Origin of the sequence: Pseudonocardia sp. D17, from assembly GCF_036984265.1 — a bacterium.
Taxonomy (GTDB): Bacteria; Actinomycetota; Actinomycetes; order Mycobacteriales; family Pseudonocardiaceae; genus Pseudonocardia; species Pseudonocardia benzenivorans.
Genome location: NZ_BPRG01000030.1, coordinates 55468 through 70614, shown reverse-complemented (window position 1 = coordinate 70614; position 15147 = coordinate 55468). Strand labels below are relative to the sequence as shown.

At 74.1% G+C, this 15147-nt stretch carries 15 protein-coding genes; 2 read left to right on the top strand and 13 right to left on the bottom strand.

Annotation, left to right across the window (positions count from 1 at the left end; all coding sequences use genetic code 11):
- Window positions 1-6: 6 nt before the first annotated feature.
- From PSD17_RS04415 to PSD17_RS04390, 6 genes are all read right to left on the bottom strand, one after another.
- Window positions 7-390: a P-II family nitrogen regulator gene (locus tag PSD17_RS04415; protein ID WP_013676812.1), complete on the bottom strand. Its 384-nt coding sequence runs from the start codon at window positions 388-390 to the stop codon at window positions 7-9.
- An 80-nt stretch (window positions 391-470) separates the two neighbouring features.
- Window positions 471-809 carry a P-II family nitrogen regulator gene (locus PSD17_RS04410; protein ID WP_013676813.1) on the bottom strand — a complete coding sequence of 113 codons (339 nt, stop codon included), beginning with the start codon at window positions 807-809 and terminating at the stop codon, window positions 471-473.
- 2 nt (window positions 810-811) lie between these two features.
- Window positions 812-2188: an ammonium transporter gene (locus tag PSD17_RS04405; RefSeq protein ID WP_279535395.1), complete on the bottom strand. Its 1377-nt coding sequence runs from the start codon at window positions 2186-2188 to the stop codon at window positions 812-814.
- A gap of 513 nt (window positions 2189-2701) precedes the next feature.
- Entirely contained in the window at window positions 2702-4528 is a 1827-nt protein-coding gene (gene ftsY, locus PSD17_RS04400; RefSeq protein WP_339121701.1) for a signal recognition particle-docking protein FtsY, read from the bottom strand.
- 29 nt (window positions 4529-4557) lie between these two features.
- Window positions 4558-8118 (bottom strand): chromosome segregation protein SMC, encoded by a 3561-nt coding sequence (gene smc, locus PSD17_RS04395; protein WP_339121699.1) that lies wholly within the window; start codon window positions 8116-8118, stop codon window positions 4558-4560.
- 42 nt (window positions 8119-8160) lie between these two features.
- Window positions 8161-8451 carry an acylphosphatase gene (locus tag PSD17_RS04390; protein ID WP_013676817.1) on the bottom strand — a complete coding sequence of 97 codons (291 nt, stop codon included), beginning with the start codon at window positions 8449-8451 and terminating at the stop codon, window positions 8161-8163.
- Between the two features lie 22 nt (window positions 8452-8473).
- Here PSD17_RS04390 and PSD17_RS04385 point away from each other — a divergent pair, with 22 nt between their 5' ends.
- Complete coding sequence (locus PSD17_RS04385; RefSeq protein ID WP_339121697.1) at window positions 8474-9205, top strand: CAP domain-containing protein; 732 nt, start codon at window positions 8474-8476, stop codon at window positions 9203-9205.
- A gap of 48 nt (window positions 9206-9253) precedes the next feature.
- On the opposite strand, the gene PSD17_RS04380 is transcribed toward PSD17_RS04385, so the two are convergent.
- Window positions 9254-9964: a response regulator gene (locus tag PSD17_RS04380; protein WP_339121695.1), complete on the bottom strand. Its 711-nt coding sequence runs from the start codon at window positions 9962-9964 to the stop codon at window positions 9254-9256.
- A gap of 193 nt (window positions 9965-10157) precedes the next feature.
- On the opposite strand from PSD17_RS04380, the gene corA reads away from it, so the two are divergent.
- Window positions 10158-11189: a magnesium/cobalt transporter CorA gene (gene corA / locus PSD17_RS04375; RefSeq protein WP_013676820.1), complete on the top strand. Its 1032-nt coding sequence runs from the start codon at window positions 10158-10160 to the stop codon at window positions 11187-11189.
- 10 nt (window positions 11190-11199) lie between these two features.
- Here the strand turns inward: corA and mutM are convergent, their stop codons facing one another.
- The 6 genes from mutM to coaD all read right to left on the bottom strand — a co-directional run bounded on the left by mutM (window position 11200) and on the right by coaD (window position 15128).
- A complete protein-coding gene (gene mutM, locus PSD17_RS04370; RefSeq protein ID WP_013676821.1) occupies window positions 11200-12096 on the bottom strand; it encodes a bifunctional DNA-formamidopyrimidine glycosylase/DNA-(apurinic or apyrimidinic site) lyase in 897 nt (298 codons plus the stop codon).
- A 10-nt stretch (window positions 12097-12106) separates the two neighbouring features.
- On the bottom strand, window positions 12107-12823 hold the full coding sequence (gene rnc / locus PSD17_RS04365; RefSeq protein ID WP_013676822.1) for a ribonuclease III: 717 nt from the start codon (window positions 12821-12823) through the stop codon (window positions 12107-12109).
- 37 nt (window positions 12824-12860) lie between these two features.
- Window positions 12861-13043: a 50S ribosomal protein L32 gene (gene rpmF / locus PSD17_RS04360; RefSeq protein ID WP_013676823.1), complete on the bottom strand. Its 183-nt coding sequence runs from the start codon at window positions 13041-13043 to the stop codon at window positions 12861-12863.
- A 63-nt stretch (window positions 13044-13106) separates the two neighbouring features.
- On the bottom strand, window positions 13107-13685 hold the full coding sequence (locus PSD17_RS04355; protein WP_013676824.1) for a YceD family protein: 579 nt from the start codon (window positions 13683-13685) through the stop codon (window positions 13107-13109).
- 80 nt (window positions 13686-13765) lie between these two features.
- A complete protein-coding gene (locus PSD17_RS04350; RefSeq protein WP_339121689.1) occupies window positions 13766-14521 on the bottom strand; it encodes a DivIVA domain-containing protein in 756 nt (251 codons plus the stop codon).
- Window positions 14522-14645: 124 nt separating this feature from the next.
- Window positions 14646-15128, bottom strand: coding sequence for a pantetheine-phosphate adenylyltransferase (gene coaD / locus PSD17_RS04345; protein ID WP_013676826.1), 483 nt, complete (start codon window positions 15126-15128; stop codon window positions 14646-14648).
- Window positions 15129-15147 lie beyond the last annotated feature (19 nt).

Here is a 15147-nt window from a genome sequence, read left to right as displayed (position 1 = left end):
GGCGTGTCACGGGACCCTGTTCCCCCACGACACGATCGCGGGTCTTGCTCCGTCGTCCCCCGGGGCGCCTGCCTCGGGGCCGTTCGTCTGCCGGGCCGTCTCCAGCCGCGACACCCATACCTTGCCGTCGCCGATGCGCCCGGACCGAGCCGCCCGGACGACGGCGTCGACGACCTCGTCGGCCACCGCGTCGTCCACGACGACCTCGACCCGCACCTTCGGCACGAAGTCCAGCCGGTAGTCCGCCCCGCGGTAGACCTCGGTGTGGCCGCGCTGGCGGCCGAACCCGGAGACCTCCGTGACCGTCGCCGACTCCACCCCGAGCGCGGCGAGCGCCGCCCGGACGTCGTCGAGCGCGAACGGTTTGACGACGGCCGTCACGAGCTGCATTTCCCTCCTCCAACAACCCGCCCCGACGGCCCCGAGGCCCGCCGCTGTACTCCGCGACGGGCCCCGGGGCATTCGGGCTGCTAGATGGCGTCGGCGCCGCGCTCGCCGGTGCGGACCCGGACGATCGACTCGACCGGCGTCGTCCAGACCTTGCCGTCACCGATCTTGCCGGTGCGGGCCGACTCGATCACCGCGTCGACGACCTTCTCCGCCAGCGCGTCGTCGGCGACGACCTCGACCCGGACCTTGGGCACGAAGTCCACCGAGTACTCCGCACCGCGGTAGACCTCGGTGTGGCCCTTCTGCCGGCCGTAGCCCTGGACCTCGCTGACCGTCATGCCGAGCACGCCGATCTGCTCCAGCGCGCCCTTCACGTCCTCCAGCACGAACGGCTTGATGATCGCCGTGACCAGCTTCATCGTCAGCTCTCCTTACCGGCGCCTGCGGGAACGGCAGCCGAGACGGTCGCCGCGTCGGGACGCGGGGTGCCCAGGCCGCCGCCACCGCGCAGACCCGCGAGGTCGTAGCCCGTCTCCGCGTGCTCGGTCTCGTCGAGACCCTGGACCTCGTCCTCGGCCGTGGCACGCAGACCGAAGATCGCCTTGACGATGAACGCGATGACCAGGCTCAGCACGAAGCTGTAGATCATCACCGCGAACCCGCCGACCGCCTGCCGCCACAGCTGGTCGAGACCGCCGCCGTAGAACAGGCCGTCGACACCCGCGGGGGCCGACGAGGTGGCGAAGAAGCCGACCAGCAGGGTGCCCGCGAGACCACCGATCATGTGGACGCCGACGACGTCGAGCGAGTCGTCGAAGCCCAGCCGGTACTTGAGGCCGACCGCCAGGGCACACACGACGCCGGCAATGGCACCGACGGCGATCGCGCCGAGCGGCGACACCGACGAACAGGACGGCGTGATCGCGACGAGGCCCGCGACGATGCCGGACGCGGCACCGAGGCTGGTGGGCTTGCCGTCGCGGAAGCGCTCGACCAGCAGCCAGGCGAGCATCGCGGCCGAGGTCGCGACCAGCGTGTTGACGAACGTGATGCCCGCGACCGCGTTCGAGCCGACCGCCGAACCGGCGTTGAACCCGAACCAGCCGAACCACAGCAGCCCGGCGCCGAGCATGACCAGCGTCAGGTTGTGCGGACGCATCGGCTCCTTGGGCCAGCCGCGGCGCTTGCCGAGGACCAGGCAGAGCGCGAGACCCGCGGCACCGGCGTTGATGTGGACCGCGGTACCACCCGCGAAGTCGACCGCCTTCAGCGTGTTGGCGATCCAGCCACCCTTCTCGGCGGTGACGCCGTCGAAGGAGAACACCCAGTGCGCGACCGGGAAGTACACGATCGTCGCCCACAGGCCCGCGAAGACCAGCCACGGACCGAACCGGAGACGATCGGCGGCGGCACCCGAGATCAGGGCGACCGTGATGATCGCGAACATCCCCTGGAAGGCGACGAACACCGTCGCGGGGATCGTGCCGACGAGCGGGACCTCGACCGGCGGTCCGCCCGCCGCCTCGAGATACGTCCCGCCGAACAGGCCCTTGAGGCCCGCGTACTGCGCCGGGTTGCCGAGCAGGCCGGCGCCGACGTCATTGCCGAAGGCCATGGAGTAGCCGTAGAGCACCCAGAGCACCCCGACGATGCCGAGCGAGGAGATGCTCATCATCATCATGTTCAGGACGCTCTTGCTGCGGACCATGCCGCCGTAGAAGAACGCCAGTCCGGGTGTCATGAGCAGCACCAGCGCGGAGCTGGCGAGCATCCATGCGGTATCGCCGGTGTCAGGCACGGAACTCCCTCCCGTCTACGCCGCTCGTAGTGCGGCAGGTGCGGGAATACTCGGATCGCCGTGTTTCACCGGGAGCCGCCGTACGTTTCGGCGCGGTGAACGGACCGCCCCGGCGCGTTACAAGCGGATTACCGCGTGGCGGGGCTCACCGGTCGGCTCCCCCGGGCGCCAGGAAGGTCACGCGCAGGTCACGACGCCTCGGCCGCCCCGTCGATCGGCTACACGCGGCGCGACGCCGTGACCCGGACGGGCGACAGGCTGTCGGGGCCCCGACCATCCGGGCGCAACCTCACGGTCGCCCGCGGCGCCCAGCAGGACCGTGAGGTTGCGCCCGACCGGGGCCGAGCCGTCGAACGCCTGCGCGGCACGACGCCCCGCCCCGGACGGGCGGCAGGCCGCCCGGACCCCCGCGCAATCCCGAGCGCAACCCCACGGTCGCCCTTGGCGCCCAGCAGGACCGTGAGGTTGCGCGCGGCGGGCGTCGGCCCGTGCGGTCGCGAAGCAGCAGGCCGGTCAGGCCAGGAGGGCGTCGACGAAGGCGGCGGGCTCGAAGGGGGCGAGGTCGTCGGGGCCCTCGCCGAGGCCGACGAGCTTCACCGGGACGCCCAGCTCGCGCTGCACGCGGAAGACGATGCCGCCCTTGGCCGTGCCGTCGAGCTTGGTGAGGACGATGCCCGTCACCTTGACGACGTCGCCGAACACGCGGGCCTGCGTGAGGCCGTTCTGGCCGGTGGTGGCGTCGAGGACGAGCAGCACCTCGTCGACCTCGGCCTGCTTCTCGACGACGCGCTTGACCTTGCCCAGCTCGTCCATCAGGCCGGTCTTGGTGTGCAGCCGCCCGGCGGTGTCGAGCAGGACGGCGTCGGCGCCGTCGGCGGTCCCGCGCTTGACCGCGTCGAACGCGACGCTCGCGGGGTCGCCACCCTCGGGACCGCGCACGACGGCCGCGCCCGCGCGCTCGCCCCATGTCGCGAGCTGCTCGGCGGCGGCGGCCCGGAATGTGTCGGCGGCGCCCAGGACGACGTGACGGCCGTCGGCGACCAGCACCCGGGCGAGTTTGCCGGTGGTCGTCGTCTTGCCCGTGCCGTTGACGCCGACGACGAGCAGCACGGCGGGCCGCCCGTCGTGCGGGAGGGCCGCGACGGAGCGGTCGAGTCCGGGTTCGAGCGCCTGCCCCAGGACGTCGCGCAGCAGCCGGCGGGCCTGGTCGGGGGTGCGGACGCCGCGGGACGCGATCTCGGTACGCAGGATCTCGACGAGCTCGGCCGTCATCTCGGGGCCGAGGTCGGCCTGCAGGAGCGTCGCCTCGACGTCCTCCCACGACTCCTCGTCGAGCTCTCCCGCGCCCAGCAGGCCCAGCAGGCTCTGCCCGAATGCCGACCGCGACCGCGAGAGCTGGCCACGCAGCCGTTCCAGGCGGCCGGCGGTCGGCGCGATGGGCTCGGTGGGCGCGGCCGGCGCGGCCCCGGCGGCCGACGCCTCGTCGGCCGGTGTCGGGGGCGCCTTCTCCGCGGGCTTCGCCGGAGCGGCGGTGTCCGCAGCGGGCTTCCCCGCAGTGGGTTTCGCCGGAGCGGGCTTCTCGGGAGCGACCTTCTCGACGGGTGCCGCCGGGGCGGGCTTCTCGGCGGCCGGCTCAGCGGGCGCCTTCTCCGCGGCCGGCTCAGCGGGCGCCTTCTCCGCGGGCTCGGCGGGCGCAGCTGCCCCGTCGGCCGGGGCCGGTTTCGCCTCCGTCGGCGCCGCGGCGGCAGCTGCTGCCGCGGCGGCCGCCGCGGTGCCCGGCCTGCCGTCGGTGGCGGTGCCCGGCTTCTCCTCGGGAGCCTTCTCCTCGGGCGCCTTCTCCGGGGCCGGAGCGTCGGCAGTGGGCTCGGCGGGCGAGACGATCGCCGTGCCGCGCGGCGGCGTCGGGACGTCGTTGGGCGCGCCGCTGGGGACCGTGGGGACGCCCTCGGGGGGCGTGCGCGCGTCGGTGGCGGTGCCTGCGGTGGGCAGGCCGTCGGGCGGGGTGCGGACGTCGTCGGCGGTGTCCGTGGAGCCGGTGGGCGCCGGTGCCGCGGAGGCCGGCGGCGCCTCGGCGGGCGGCTCCGCCTCGGGCGCCTCCTCCGGTCCGGACGGCGCGGGGGCCGGTGCGGTCGCCGTTCCCGACGAGAAGCTGAACCCGCTGCTCGCCTTGTAGCCGCCGCCCTTCGGTGGGGCGGCCACCTCCGGAGCAGAGCCGCCCTCGACCTGGCCCGGCTCGCGCAGGCTGATGCGTCTGCGCCTCCCGATCACCAGCCCGAGGACGAGCGCGATCAGCAGCACAGCCGCGACCACGGCCACGACGATCCAGAGGGTCTGCGTCACGTTTCCACCCTGTCATGCCCCGGAGGGCGTCACGACGCGGGGCGCAGCCGTTGCGAGATGACCGTCGTGATTCCGTCGCCGCGCATGGAGACGCCGTAGAGCGCGTCGGCGACCTCCATCGTCGGCTTCTGGTGGGTGATGACGATGAGCTGGCTGGTCTCGCGCAGCTCCTCCATCAGCGAGATCAGCCGCCGGAGGTTGACGTCGTCGAGCGCGGCCTCGATCTCGTCGAGCACGTAGAAGGGCGAGGGCCGCGCCCGGAAGATCGCGACGAGCAGGGCCATCGCCGTGAGCGACCGCTCGCCGCCCGACAGCAGCGACAGCCGCTTGACCTTCTTGCCCGGCGGGCGGGCCTCGACCTCGATCCCGGTGGTGAGCAGGTCGTCGGGGTCGGTGAGGACGAGGCGGCCGTCGCCGCCGGGGAACAGCGTCGCGAAGACGATCTCGAACTCGCGGGCGACGTCGGCGTACGCGGCGGCGAAGACCTCGAGGATCTTGTCGTCGACCTCCTGCACGACGGTGAGCAGGTCGCGGCGGGTGTTCTTGAGGTCCTCGAGCTGCGTGGACAGGAAGCGGTAGCGCTCCTCGAGCGCGGCGAACTCCTCCAGGGCGAGCGGGTTGACCTTGCCCAGCAGCGAGAGGTCCTTCTCGGCGCGCTTGAGCCGGCGCTCCTGGGTGGGCCGGTCGAACGGCATGGCCGGGGGCGCGACGACGTCCTCGCCGCGTTCCCTGGCCGCCTCGAACTCGGCCATCTCGGCGGCCGACGGCGGCACCGGCACGTCGGGCCCGTACTCGGCGACCAGGTCGTCGACGCCCAGGCCGTGGTCGGCCAGCACCTTCTCGGTGAGCTGCTCCAGGCGCAGCCGTGACTGGGCGCGCAGCACCTCGTCGCGGTGCACGGCGTCGGTGAGCTTCTCCAGCAGCCCGGTGAGCCGCGTCGTCGCGGTGCGGGCCTCCGCGAGGGCGGCCTCGCGGTCGGCGCGGGCCGCGGCCACCTCGTCGCGTTCGGCGGCGGCGAGGCCGAGCGAGACGTCGATGCGCTCCAACGCGGCGGCCCCGGCATCGACCACCAGGGCGGCCACGGCGGCACCGCGTTCGCGTTCGGCCCGGGCGGCCTCGGCGCGGGCGCGGGCCTGGCGTTCCGACGACGCCTGCCGGCGCAGCGACTCCGCCCGCCCCGCGATGGCGCGGGCCCGCTCCTCGGCGGTGCGCAGTGCGAGGCGGGCCTCGACCTCCTCCGAGCGGGCGTGCGCGAGCGCGTCGGCGGCCGCGTCGCGGACCTCGGTGTCGGGCTCCTCCTCGACCGGCTCGTCCTCGGCGATGGACAGCTGGTGCTCGGCGGCCTCCAGCGCGAGCAGCGCGTCGGACCGGCGGGCCTCGACGGCGTCCCGACGCTCCCGCAGCCGCCGCGCCTCCGCCTCGGCCGAGGCGACGACCTGTTCCAGCCGGGACAGCTGGGCCGTGGCGGCCGAACGGCCCGCCTCGGCGGACCGCAGCGCGCCGCGCGCCGCGTCGACGTCGGCCGACCGGGCGGCCTCCTCGGCCCGCGCACCCTCGACCGCCGGGCGCAGCCGGGCCAGCTCCTGCTCGACGGCCTCGCGGGACTCGACGGCGGCGTCGATCGCGGCCTGCACGTCGAGGGCGGACGACGCCGCGCCGGACCCGCCACGCGCCCGGGTCGCGGACAGCACGTCGCCCTCGACGGTGACGGCGGTGAGCTCGGGCCGGGCGTCGACGACGGCGCGCGCGGCGTCGAGGTCGTCGACGACGACGACGTCGGCCAGCAGGGCGGCGACCGTACCGGTCAGGGGTTCGGCGGCGGTGACCAGCGCCGAGGCCCAGCGACCCGTCGGCGGCTCCCCCGTCCGGGCCGCCGTCGAGAAACCGCCCACCAGCAGCGACGCGCTCCCGGAGTCGGTGGCGCGCAGGGACCGCAGCGAGGCCACCGCGTCGGCCGGCGAGGCCACGGCCACACCGTCGGCCAGCGACCCGAGGACCGCCGCGATCGCGGTCCGCGCCGACGGGTCGACGGTGAGCAGCCCCGACACCGCGCCGAGCACCCCGTCGGCGCCGAGCAGCGCGCCCGTGCCGTCCTTGCGGGCGAGTCCGACCGACAGCGCGTCGACCCGCGCCCGCCAGTGCGCCCGCTGCTGCTCGACCTCCCGTTCGCGGGCCACCAGTTCCGCGACGCGCGCCGCGGCGCTCTCCCGGGCGGCCTCGGCCTCGGCGACGCGGTCGGCCAGGCCGGAGTCGCCGTCGTCGAGGACGCCGGTGCTCTCCCGCGCGGCCTCCAGCTCGCCCGCGGCCTCCTCCGTCCGGGCCTGCGCCTCGGCCAGCGCCTCGGACAGCCGTTCGATCTCGTCGGCGGTGGCGGCCGCGCCGGTGCGAAGGGCCTCGGCCTTCCCGGCGAGGGTCGCGATCCCGGCGCGGCGGTCGGCCAGCGCCCGGACCGCGGCGAGGTGTGCGCGCTCGGCGGCCTGCAGCGTGCGCTCGTGCTCGGTGCGCTCCTCGAGCACCTCCGCGAGCCGGGTACGTGCCTGCGAGACACCCTCGACGAGCAGTTCCTCCTCGGCGGCGATCTCGTCGGCCTCGGCGTCGAGCTCGTCGGGGTCGCGGCCGGGCGTGCGCTCGGCCGCGGCCGAGTCGGCGAGGTGGCGTGCCCGCTCCTGGGCGAGCCGGACCGTGCCGCGCAGCCGCTCGGCCAGCGCGGACAGCCGGTACCACACGTCCTGGGCGGCGGCGAGCCGCGGCGCGTCCGCGGCCAGCGCCTCCTCCAGCTCCGCCTGCGTCTCGCGGGCGACCCGCAGCTCCTCCTCGACCTCCGCGCGCCGGGCCCGGGCGGCCTGCTCGTCGGCCTCCTCGCGGGCCAGCGCGTCGCGCAGCGCGACGAGGTCGTCGGCGGCCAGCCGCAGCCTGGCGTCGCGCAGCTCCGACTGCACGGCCTGGGCCCGCCGGGCGATCTCGGCCTGCCGGCCCAGCGGCTTGAGCTGGCGGCGCAGCTCCGCGGTGAGGTCGGTGAGGCGGGTCAGGTTGGCCTGCATCGCGTCGAGCTTGCGGAGCGCCTTCTCCTTGCGCTTGCGGTGCTTGAGGACGCCCGCGGCCTCCTCGATGTAGGCGCGCCGGTCCTCCGGCTTGGACTGCAGCACCCCGTCGAGCTGGCCCTGCCCGACGATGACGTGCATCTCCCGGCCGATGCCGGAGTCCGACAGCAGCTCCTGCACGTCGAGCAGCCGGGCCCGGTCGCCGTTGATCTCGTACTCGCCCGCGCCGTCGCGGAACATCCGCCGGGTGATCGACACCTCGGAGTACTCGATGGGCAGCGCCCCGTCGGAGTTGTCGATCGTCAGCGTCACCTCGGCGCGGCCCAGCGGCGCGCGGCCCGACGTGCCGGCGAAGATGACGTCCTCCATCTTCCCGCCGCGCAGCGCCTTGGCGCCCTGTTCGCCGAGCACCCAGCTGATCGCGTCGACGACGTTGGACTTACCCGACCCGTTCGGTCCCACGACGCAGGTGATGCCCGGTTCGAGGCGCAGCGTCGTGGCCGAGGCGAAGGACTTGAAGCCCTTCAGCGTCAGGCTCTTGAGGTGCACTCGGATCTCCCGGGGAGCGGCGGTCGGGAAAGGCTACCGGGGTCAGGCCTCGCGGAATCCGGCCCAGCCGCCCCGCGCGTCGCCCCACTGCGTCACGACGTCGTCGACCCGGCCCGGTGTCCCGCCGCCGCGCAGCAGCCCGAGCAGCCGCTCGCACGACTCGTGATCACCCTCCGCAACGATCGCCACTCGTCCGTCGGGAAGGTTGCGGGCCTCCCCGACGAGCCCGATCTCGAGCGCCCGCGCCCGCGTCCACCAGCGGAAACCGACGCCCTGTACGGCTCCGTGCACCCACGCCGTGAGCCGAACGGCGGAACCATCGTTGATACTCACAGTACTGGTACGTTACCCGGCCGTGACCCGACTGACGGGAAGGCGCGGCGGTCCCCTGCTGATCGCCCTGACCGTCGGTGCGCTGCTCGCAGGTCTCGGGACGCTGCTCGGCGTCGACGCGATGCCCGCCGGGCTCGCCTCGACGACGGGCATGTCGAACGACCCCCCGCTCCCCGCGTACACCCCACCGACGACGCAGTCCTCGTCGGCGCTCGCCCTCCCCGGCGAGACCCTGCCGACGTCGACCGGCCCACCGGCCCCGAGTCCCCGCGCAGGTGCGCCGCCGGGCTCCGCCACGGCCGCCCCACCCCGCACGACGAGCCAGCCTCCCCGCACCACGACCGCTCCCCGCTCCCCCTCCTCCGCCGTCGCTCCCCCGACATCCGGCGGACCCGCAGCCCAGGTCGTGGCGATCACCAACCAGCAACGCGCCGCCAACGGCTGCGGTGCGCTCACCGTCGACGCACGGCTCACCGCCGCGGCGCAGAAACACAGCGCCGACATGTCGGCGGGCGGCTACTTCGACCACGACAGCCAGGACGGCCGCACCTTCGACCAGCGGATCCGCGCCGAGGGCTATCCCTCGCCCGGCGCGGAGAACATCGCGCAGGGCCAGCGGAGCGCCCAGGAGGTCATGGACGACTGGATGAACTCACCCGGCCACCGCCGCAACATCCTGGACTGCTCGCTGCGGACGATCGGCGTCGGCTGGGCGTCGAACGGGAACTACTGGACCCAGGACTTCGGCCGCTGACCCCGGTCCGGTGCGTCCGGCGACGGCTCCGTCGCCCCACGCACCGGATCAGGGGTCGAGGACCAGCCGGTAGCCCATGCCCGGTTCGGTGAGCAGGTGCACGGGGCGGGCAGGTTCCGGTTCGAGCTTGCGGCGCAGCTGGGCGAGGTAGACCCGCAGGTAGTTGGTCTCCGTCGCGTAGCCGGGGCCCCACACCTCGCGAAGGATGTCGCGCTGCGCGACGAGCCGTCCCGGGTGCCGGGCGAGCATCTCGAGGATGCCCCACTCGGTCGGCGTCAGGTGCACGACGACCTCGCCCCCGGCGGCCCGGCGCACCACCTGCTTGGCGGCGAGGTCGACCCGGAACGCCCCGGCGTCGACGACGGCCTCGCCGCCGTCGGCACCCGACACCGCGGCCCGGCGCACCGCGGCCCGCAGCCTGGCCAGCAGCTCGGCCATCCCGAACGGCTTGGTGACGTAGTCGTCGGCGCCGGCGTCGAGCGCCCGCACCTTGTCGCCGGCGTCGGTCCGGGCCGACAGCACGACGATCGGCACGCTGCTCCACCCGCGCAGACCCTCGACGACCTCGGTGCCGTCGAGGTCGGGCAGCCCCAGGTCGAGGACGACCACGTCGGGGCGGCCGTCGGCCGCGGCGCGCAGGGCGCCGCTCCCGGTGTCGGCGAGCTGGACGTCGTAGCCGTGGGCGGCGAGGTTGATCCGCAGGGCGCGCAGGATCTGCGGGTCGTCGTCGACGACCAGGACGCGCACCGGGGAGCTCACACGGACATTCTGACTCCGCCCCGCGCGTCGTCGACGGGCGGCGCCGCGCCGACGTCGCGCTTCCCGCGGCCGCGCCCGCCCGCCGAGGAGCTGCGGCTCACCACGTCCGACGTCGACCGACCGGCGACCGCCGAGGCCCGCGGATACGCTGGCCCGGCGGTCCGGGCCCACCCGGGCGGCGGGAGGAGCGGTCGTGACGGTCGTCGACAACGCCGTCTACGTGGACGGGAAGCGGGAGGCCGAGCCGAGCTCGCTCGACCAGACCTTCGCCGCGCTGCGACGTTGCCCCGACGGGCGCAGCTTCGGCTGGATCGGCCTGCTGCGGCCGTCGGAGGACGAGATCACCGCCGTCGCCAAGGAGTTCGGGCTGCACCACCTCGCCGTCGAGGACACCGTGCACGCCCACCAGCGGCCCAAGCTCGAGCACTACGACGACACGGTGTTCGTGGTACTGCGACCCGCGCGCTACGTCGACCCGGTCGAGGTCGTCGAGCTCGGCGAGATCCACCTGTTCCTGGGCCGGGACTTCGTCGTGACGGTCCGCCACGCCGACGAGCCCGACCTCGCCGTGGTCCGGCAGCGGCTGGAGGCCAACCCCGAGCTCCTGTCGCACGGCCCGTTCGCGGTGCTCTACGCGGTGCTCGACCAGGTCGTCGACGACTACGGGCCCGTCCTCGACGGCCTGCAGGACGACATCGACCAGATCGAGGTCCAGGTATTCGACGGCGACCCGGGTGCGTCGCGGCGGATCTACCAGCTCACCCGCGAGGTCATCGCGTTCCAGCGGGCCGTCGAGCCGCTGCGGGAGCTGTTCGGCGAGCTGCGCTACCGGTTCTCCAAGGGCGGCACCGACAGCGACCCCGAGCTGCGCCGGGCGCTGCGCGACGTCGCCGACCACGCGCTGCGCGTCCTCGAACGCACCGACGGGTTCCGGCAGCTGCTCGCCAACATCCTGACCGTCAACTCGACACTCGTCGCCCAGCGGCAGAACGACGAGATGACCCGGCTGACCGAGGCCGGTTACGTGCAGAACGAGCAGATGAAGCGGGTGTCGTCGTGGGCGGCGATCCTGTTCGCGCCGACCCTGATCGCGGGCATCTACGGCATGAACTTCACGCACATGCCGGAGCTGCAGTGGTGGTTCGGCTACCCGATGGCGCTCGGGCTGATGCTGCTGCTCGGCGTCATCCTGTACCTGATCTTCAAGCGCCGCGGCTGGCTCTGAGACCTACACATCAGGGGTGCGCGTTGCGGGGGCGCGGCTGGCAGCGCGGGCAGGAGAACGACGACCGGTTCATGAACGCCTCGCGCCGGATCGGCGTGCCACAGCGCGGGCAGGCCCGGTCGGTCTGCCCGTAGACGGCCAGCGAGCGGTCGAAGTAGCCCGACGCCCCGTTGACGTTGACGTACAGCGCGTCGAACGACGTCCCGCCCTGCGCGAGCGCCTCGTCCATCACCTCGGCCGCCGCGGTGAGCACGGCGCGGCCCTGCGCCCGGGTGAGGCTCTCCGTCGGACGGGCCCAGTGCAGCCGCGCCCGCCAGAGCGCCTCGTCGGCGTAGATGTTGCCGATCCCGGAGACGACGGTCTGGTCGAGCAGCGCCCGCTTGAGCCCGGTGCGGCGGCGCCGGATGCCGGCGACGGCGTCGTCGAGGACGAACGCGGGGTCCATCGGGTCGCGCGCGATGTGGGCGACCGGCGCCGGCAGCAGCCCGCCCCCGGCGGCGGGGGCCAGGGGGTGGGCCGAGAGGCCGCCGAACGTGCGCTGGTCGACGAACCGCAGCTCGGGCCCGTCGTCGTCGAACGTGACGCGCACGCGCAGGTGCTTCTCGTCGGGCTTGCCGTGGTCGGCGACGAGCATCTGCCCGCTCATCCCGAGGTGGGCGAGGACGGCGTCGTCGCCCGGCTGCGGCGCGTCCTGCGCCGCATCGGCCAGCTCCAGCCAGAGGTACTTGCCTCGGCGGCGGACCGCACCGACCAGTCGACCGGCGAGCCGGCCGGTGAAGTCGGCGGCCCCGGCGGCGTGCCGGCGGATCGCGCGGGGGTGCGCGACGGTGACGGTGGCGATCCGGCGACCGGCCACATGGTCGGCCAGTCCGCGGCGGACGACCTCGACCTCGGGGAGCTCTGGCACGCGCGCCCGTTCAGACGGCGGTGCCGACGGATCCGTCGGCCTCGGCGGACAGCGTCCGCCAGGCGAGCGCGGCCGCCTTCTGCTCGGCTTCCTTCTTGGTGCGCCCGTCGCCCGAGCCCAGCTCGCGCCCGCCGACGACGGCCGTCGCGGTGAACGTCTTGAGGTGGTCGGGACCGTCCTCGGTGATCCGGTACTCGGGCACACCCAGCTCGGCCGCGGCGGTGAGCTCCTGCAGCGACGTCTTCCAGTCGAGTCCGGCGCCCAGCAGCGGGGCGTTGCGCAGCAGGTCGGCGAAGAGCCGGTGGATGACGTCGCGCGACGTCTCCAGCCCGTGCTGCAGGTAGACGGCACCGATGAGCGCCTCGGTGGCGTCGGCGAGGATGCTCGCCTTCGCCCGGCCGCCGGTGAGCTCCTCACCGCGGCCGAGGAACAGGTGCGCGCCCAGCCCGTCGGGCACCAGCTCGGCGGCCACACCGGCCAGCGCGTTCATGTTGACCACGCTCGCCCGCAGCTTGGCCAGCTGGCCCTCGGGCAGGTCCGGGTGGTCGAGGTAGAGCCGCTCGGTGACGACGATGCTCAGCACGGAGTCGCCCAGGAACTCCAGGCGCTCGTTGGTGGGCAGCCCGCCGTTCTCGTAGGCGTAGGAGCGGTGGGTCAGCGCGAGGGTCAGCAGCTCGGGGTCGAGCTCGACCCCGAGCGCACGGAGGAGGGGGCCGTGATCCTCCACGGCCCCCTGGACTCCCTTGCCCGCCAACGCGGTGCGATCAGGCCGGGGTGACGACCTGGCGGCCGTCGTAGGTCCCGCAGGTGGGGCACGCCACGTGCGGCGGCTTGAGCTCCTTGCAGGCCCGGTTGGAGCAGGCGACGAGGGTCGGCGCGGTCGCCTTCCACTGCGCCCGGCGAGAGCGCGTGTTGGACCGCGACATCCGGCGCTTGGGTACGGCCACGGAGATCTCCTCAGTACTGGTGTCAGTGATCGTGCTAGGGGTGCGTCAGGCGGGCCTGAGCAGTCAGTCCGACGACATCCGCTCGCGCAGCGCGGACCAACGAGGGTCCAGTGTCTCATGCCCGTGGTCGGGCCCGAGATCGGCCTTCCGTCCACCGCACTCGGCGCACAGCCCGGGGCAGTCGTCCCTGCACAGCGGGGCCAGCGGCAGTTCGAGGACGACCGCGTCGCGGACCGCCTGCTCGACGTCGACCGACTCGTCGACCAGCCTCGGGATCTCGTCGGCGTCCGTGGTCTCCTCGGTGACGCTGTCGGGGTAGGCGTAGAGCTCCCCGATGCGGACCGTCAGCTCGTCGGTGAGCTCGTCGAGGCATCGCGAGCACTCGCCGGCCAGCCCGACCGACGCGGTTCCCGAGACGTAGACGCCCTCGCTGACCGCCTCCAGCGACAGCTGCAGCGCGACGGGGCTGTCCGCGGGCACCTCGAGGACGCCCTCGAGACCGATCACGCCGGGCGAGGCCGGGGCGGGGACCTCGCGGGAGACGGTGCGCATGGCCCCGGCGCGCCGGCCGAGCTCCCGGGTGCTGAACGCCCAGGGGCTCTGCGGCTCGTGCTTCGCGGGCCTGGTGTCGGTGTTCTTCATGGCCGGCGCCAGGATAGTCCGCCGACCAGCGACGGGCCGGGCCGGGAGGACCCGGCGGAGAGGCCGGGCCGGGGTCCGGCCTAGTCGATCAGGTCCATGCCCGTGCCGCTGCCGTTGCCGTTGCGCCCGAGCGACGGGGCCGGGGCGCCGTTGGGGGAGCCGTCGCGCCAGATCTGGCTGCGGCCCCTGCTGACGGTGCGCAGCGCCCTGGTCAGGCTGTCCTCGAACTCGGCGAGCTTGGCGTCGACGTAGCCGTCGCACTCGCGGCGCAGCCGGTCGGCCTCGGCGTCGGCGGTGTCCACGATCCGGGCCGCCTCCGCCCGCGCGGCCAGCACGACGTCGGACTGCGAGACCAGGCGTGCCTGCTCGGCCTGGCCGTCGGCGATGTAGCGGTCGTGCGCGGCGCGGCCGGCCTCGGCCAGCCGCTCGGCCTCGGCGCGGGCCCGGTCGGTGGTCTCGGCGTGGATGCGCCGACCCTCTGCGACGGTGCGCTCGGCCTCGTGGCGGGCCTGCGCCACGGTCTCCTCGGCCTCCTCGCAGGCCTGCGCGACGAGCCGTTCGGCCTCCTCACGCGCCTGCGTGAGCAGCCGCTCGGCCTCCTCGGTGGCGGCGGCGCGGGTGTCGTCGGCCTCCTGCTGGGCCTCGCCGACGATCTCGTCACGACGGTCGAGCACGTCCTGCGCGTCGTCGAGCTCGCCGGGGATGGCCTCCCGGACGTCGTCGAGCAGTTCGAGGACGTCACCACGCGGCACGACGCAGTTCGCGGTCATGGGGAGGCCGCGCGCCTCCTCCACGACGGTGACCAACGCGTCGAGCGACTCGAAGACCCGGTACACGCCCCGCATCCTCGCACCACCCCACGTCCGGACGCCGTATTGCCGCTGCTCCGCGTGTCAAGTTCCGACCGGGTGATCTGTGGTTGCGCGCCAACGCGATCGGGTAGTCGTCGTGCTCCGCTCGCTACGCCCGTTCGGCGAGCCGGTCGAGCAGCTGCCGGTGCACGGTCGGCGGGAGCAGGTGCGCGACGTCGCCGCCGTACGTCGCGACCTCCTTGACCAGCGAGCTGGACAGGAAACTGAACTCCGGCGTCGTCGACATGAAGAGGGTGTCGATACCGGAGAGCCGCTGGTTCATCTGCGCCATCTGCAGCTCGTAGTCGAAGTCGGTGACCGCGCGCAGACCCTTGACGATCGCCCGCACGTCGTTGGCGGTGCAGTAGTCCACCAGCAGGCCGTGGAACGCGTCCACCCGGACGTTGGGCAGGTCCGCCGTCGTCTCGCGGAGCATCGCCATGCGCTCCTCGACGGTGAACAGGCCCTGCTTGCGCTTGTTGATCAGCACCGCGACCACCAGCTCGTCGAACAGGCCCGCGGCCCGTCCCACGACATCGAGGTGGCCCAGGGTGACCGGGTCGAACGAACCGGGACAGACGGCGCGCCTCATCGCACGACCTGCGTCGGGG

Coding starts and splice junctions, on each gene's coding strand:
- PSD17_RS04415 (WP_013676812.1), bottom strand. CDS start 390: ATGCAGCTCGTGACGGCCGTCGTCAAACCGTTCGCGCTCGACGACGTC.
- PSD17_RS04410 (WP_013676813.1), bottom strand. CDS start 809: ATGAAGCTGGTCACGGCGATCATCAAGCCGTTCGTGCTGGAGGACGTG.
- PSD17_RS04355 (WP_013676824.1), bottom strand. CDS start 13,685: ATGAAGAACACCGACACCAGGCCCGCGAAGCACGAGCCGCAGAGCCCC.
- coaD (WP_013676826.1), bottom strand. CDS start 15,128: ATGAGGCGCGCCGTCTGTCCCGGTTCGTTCGACCCGGTCACCCTGGGC.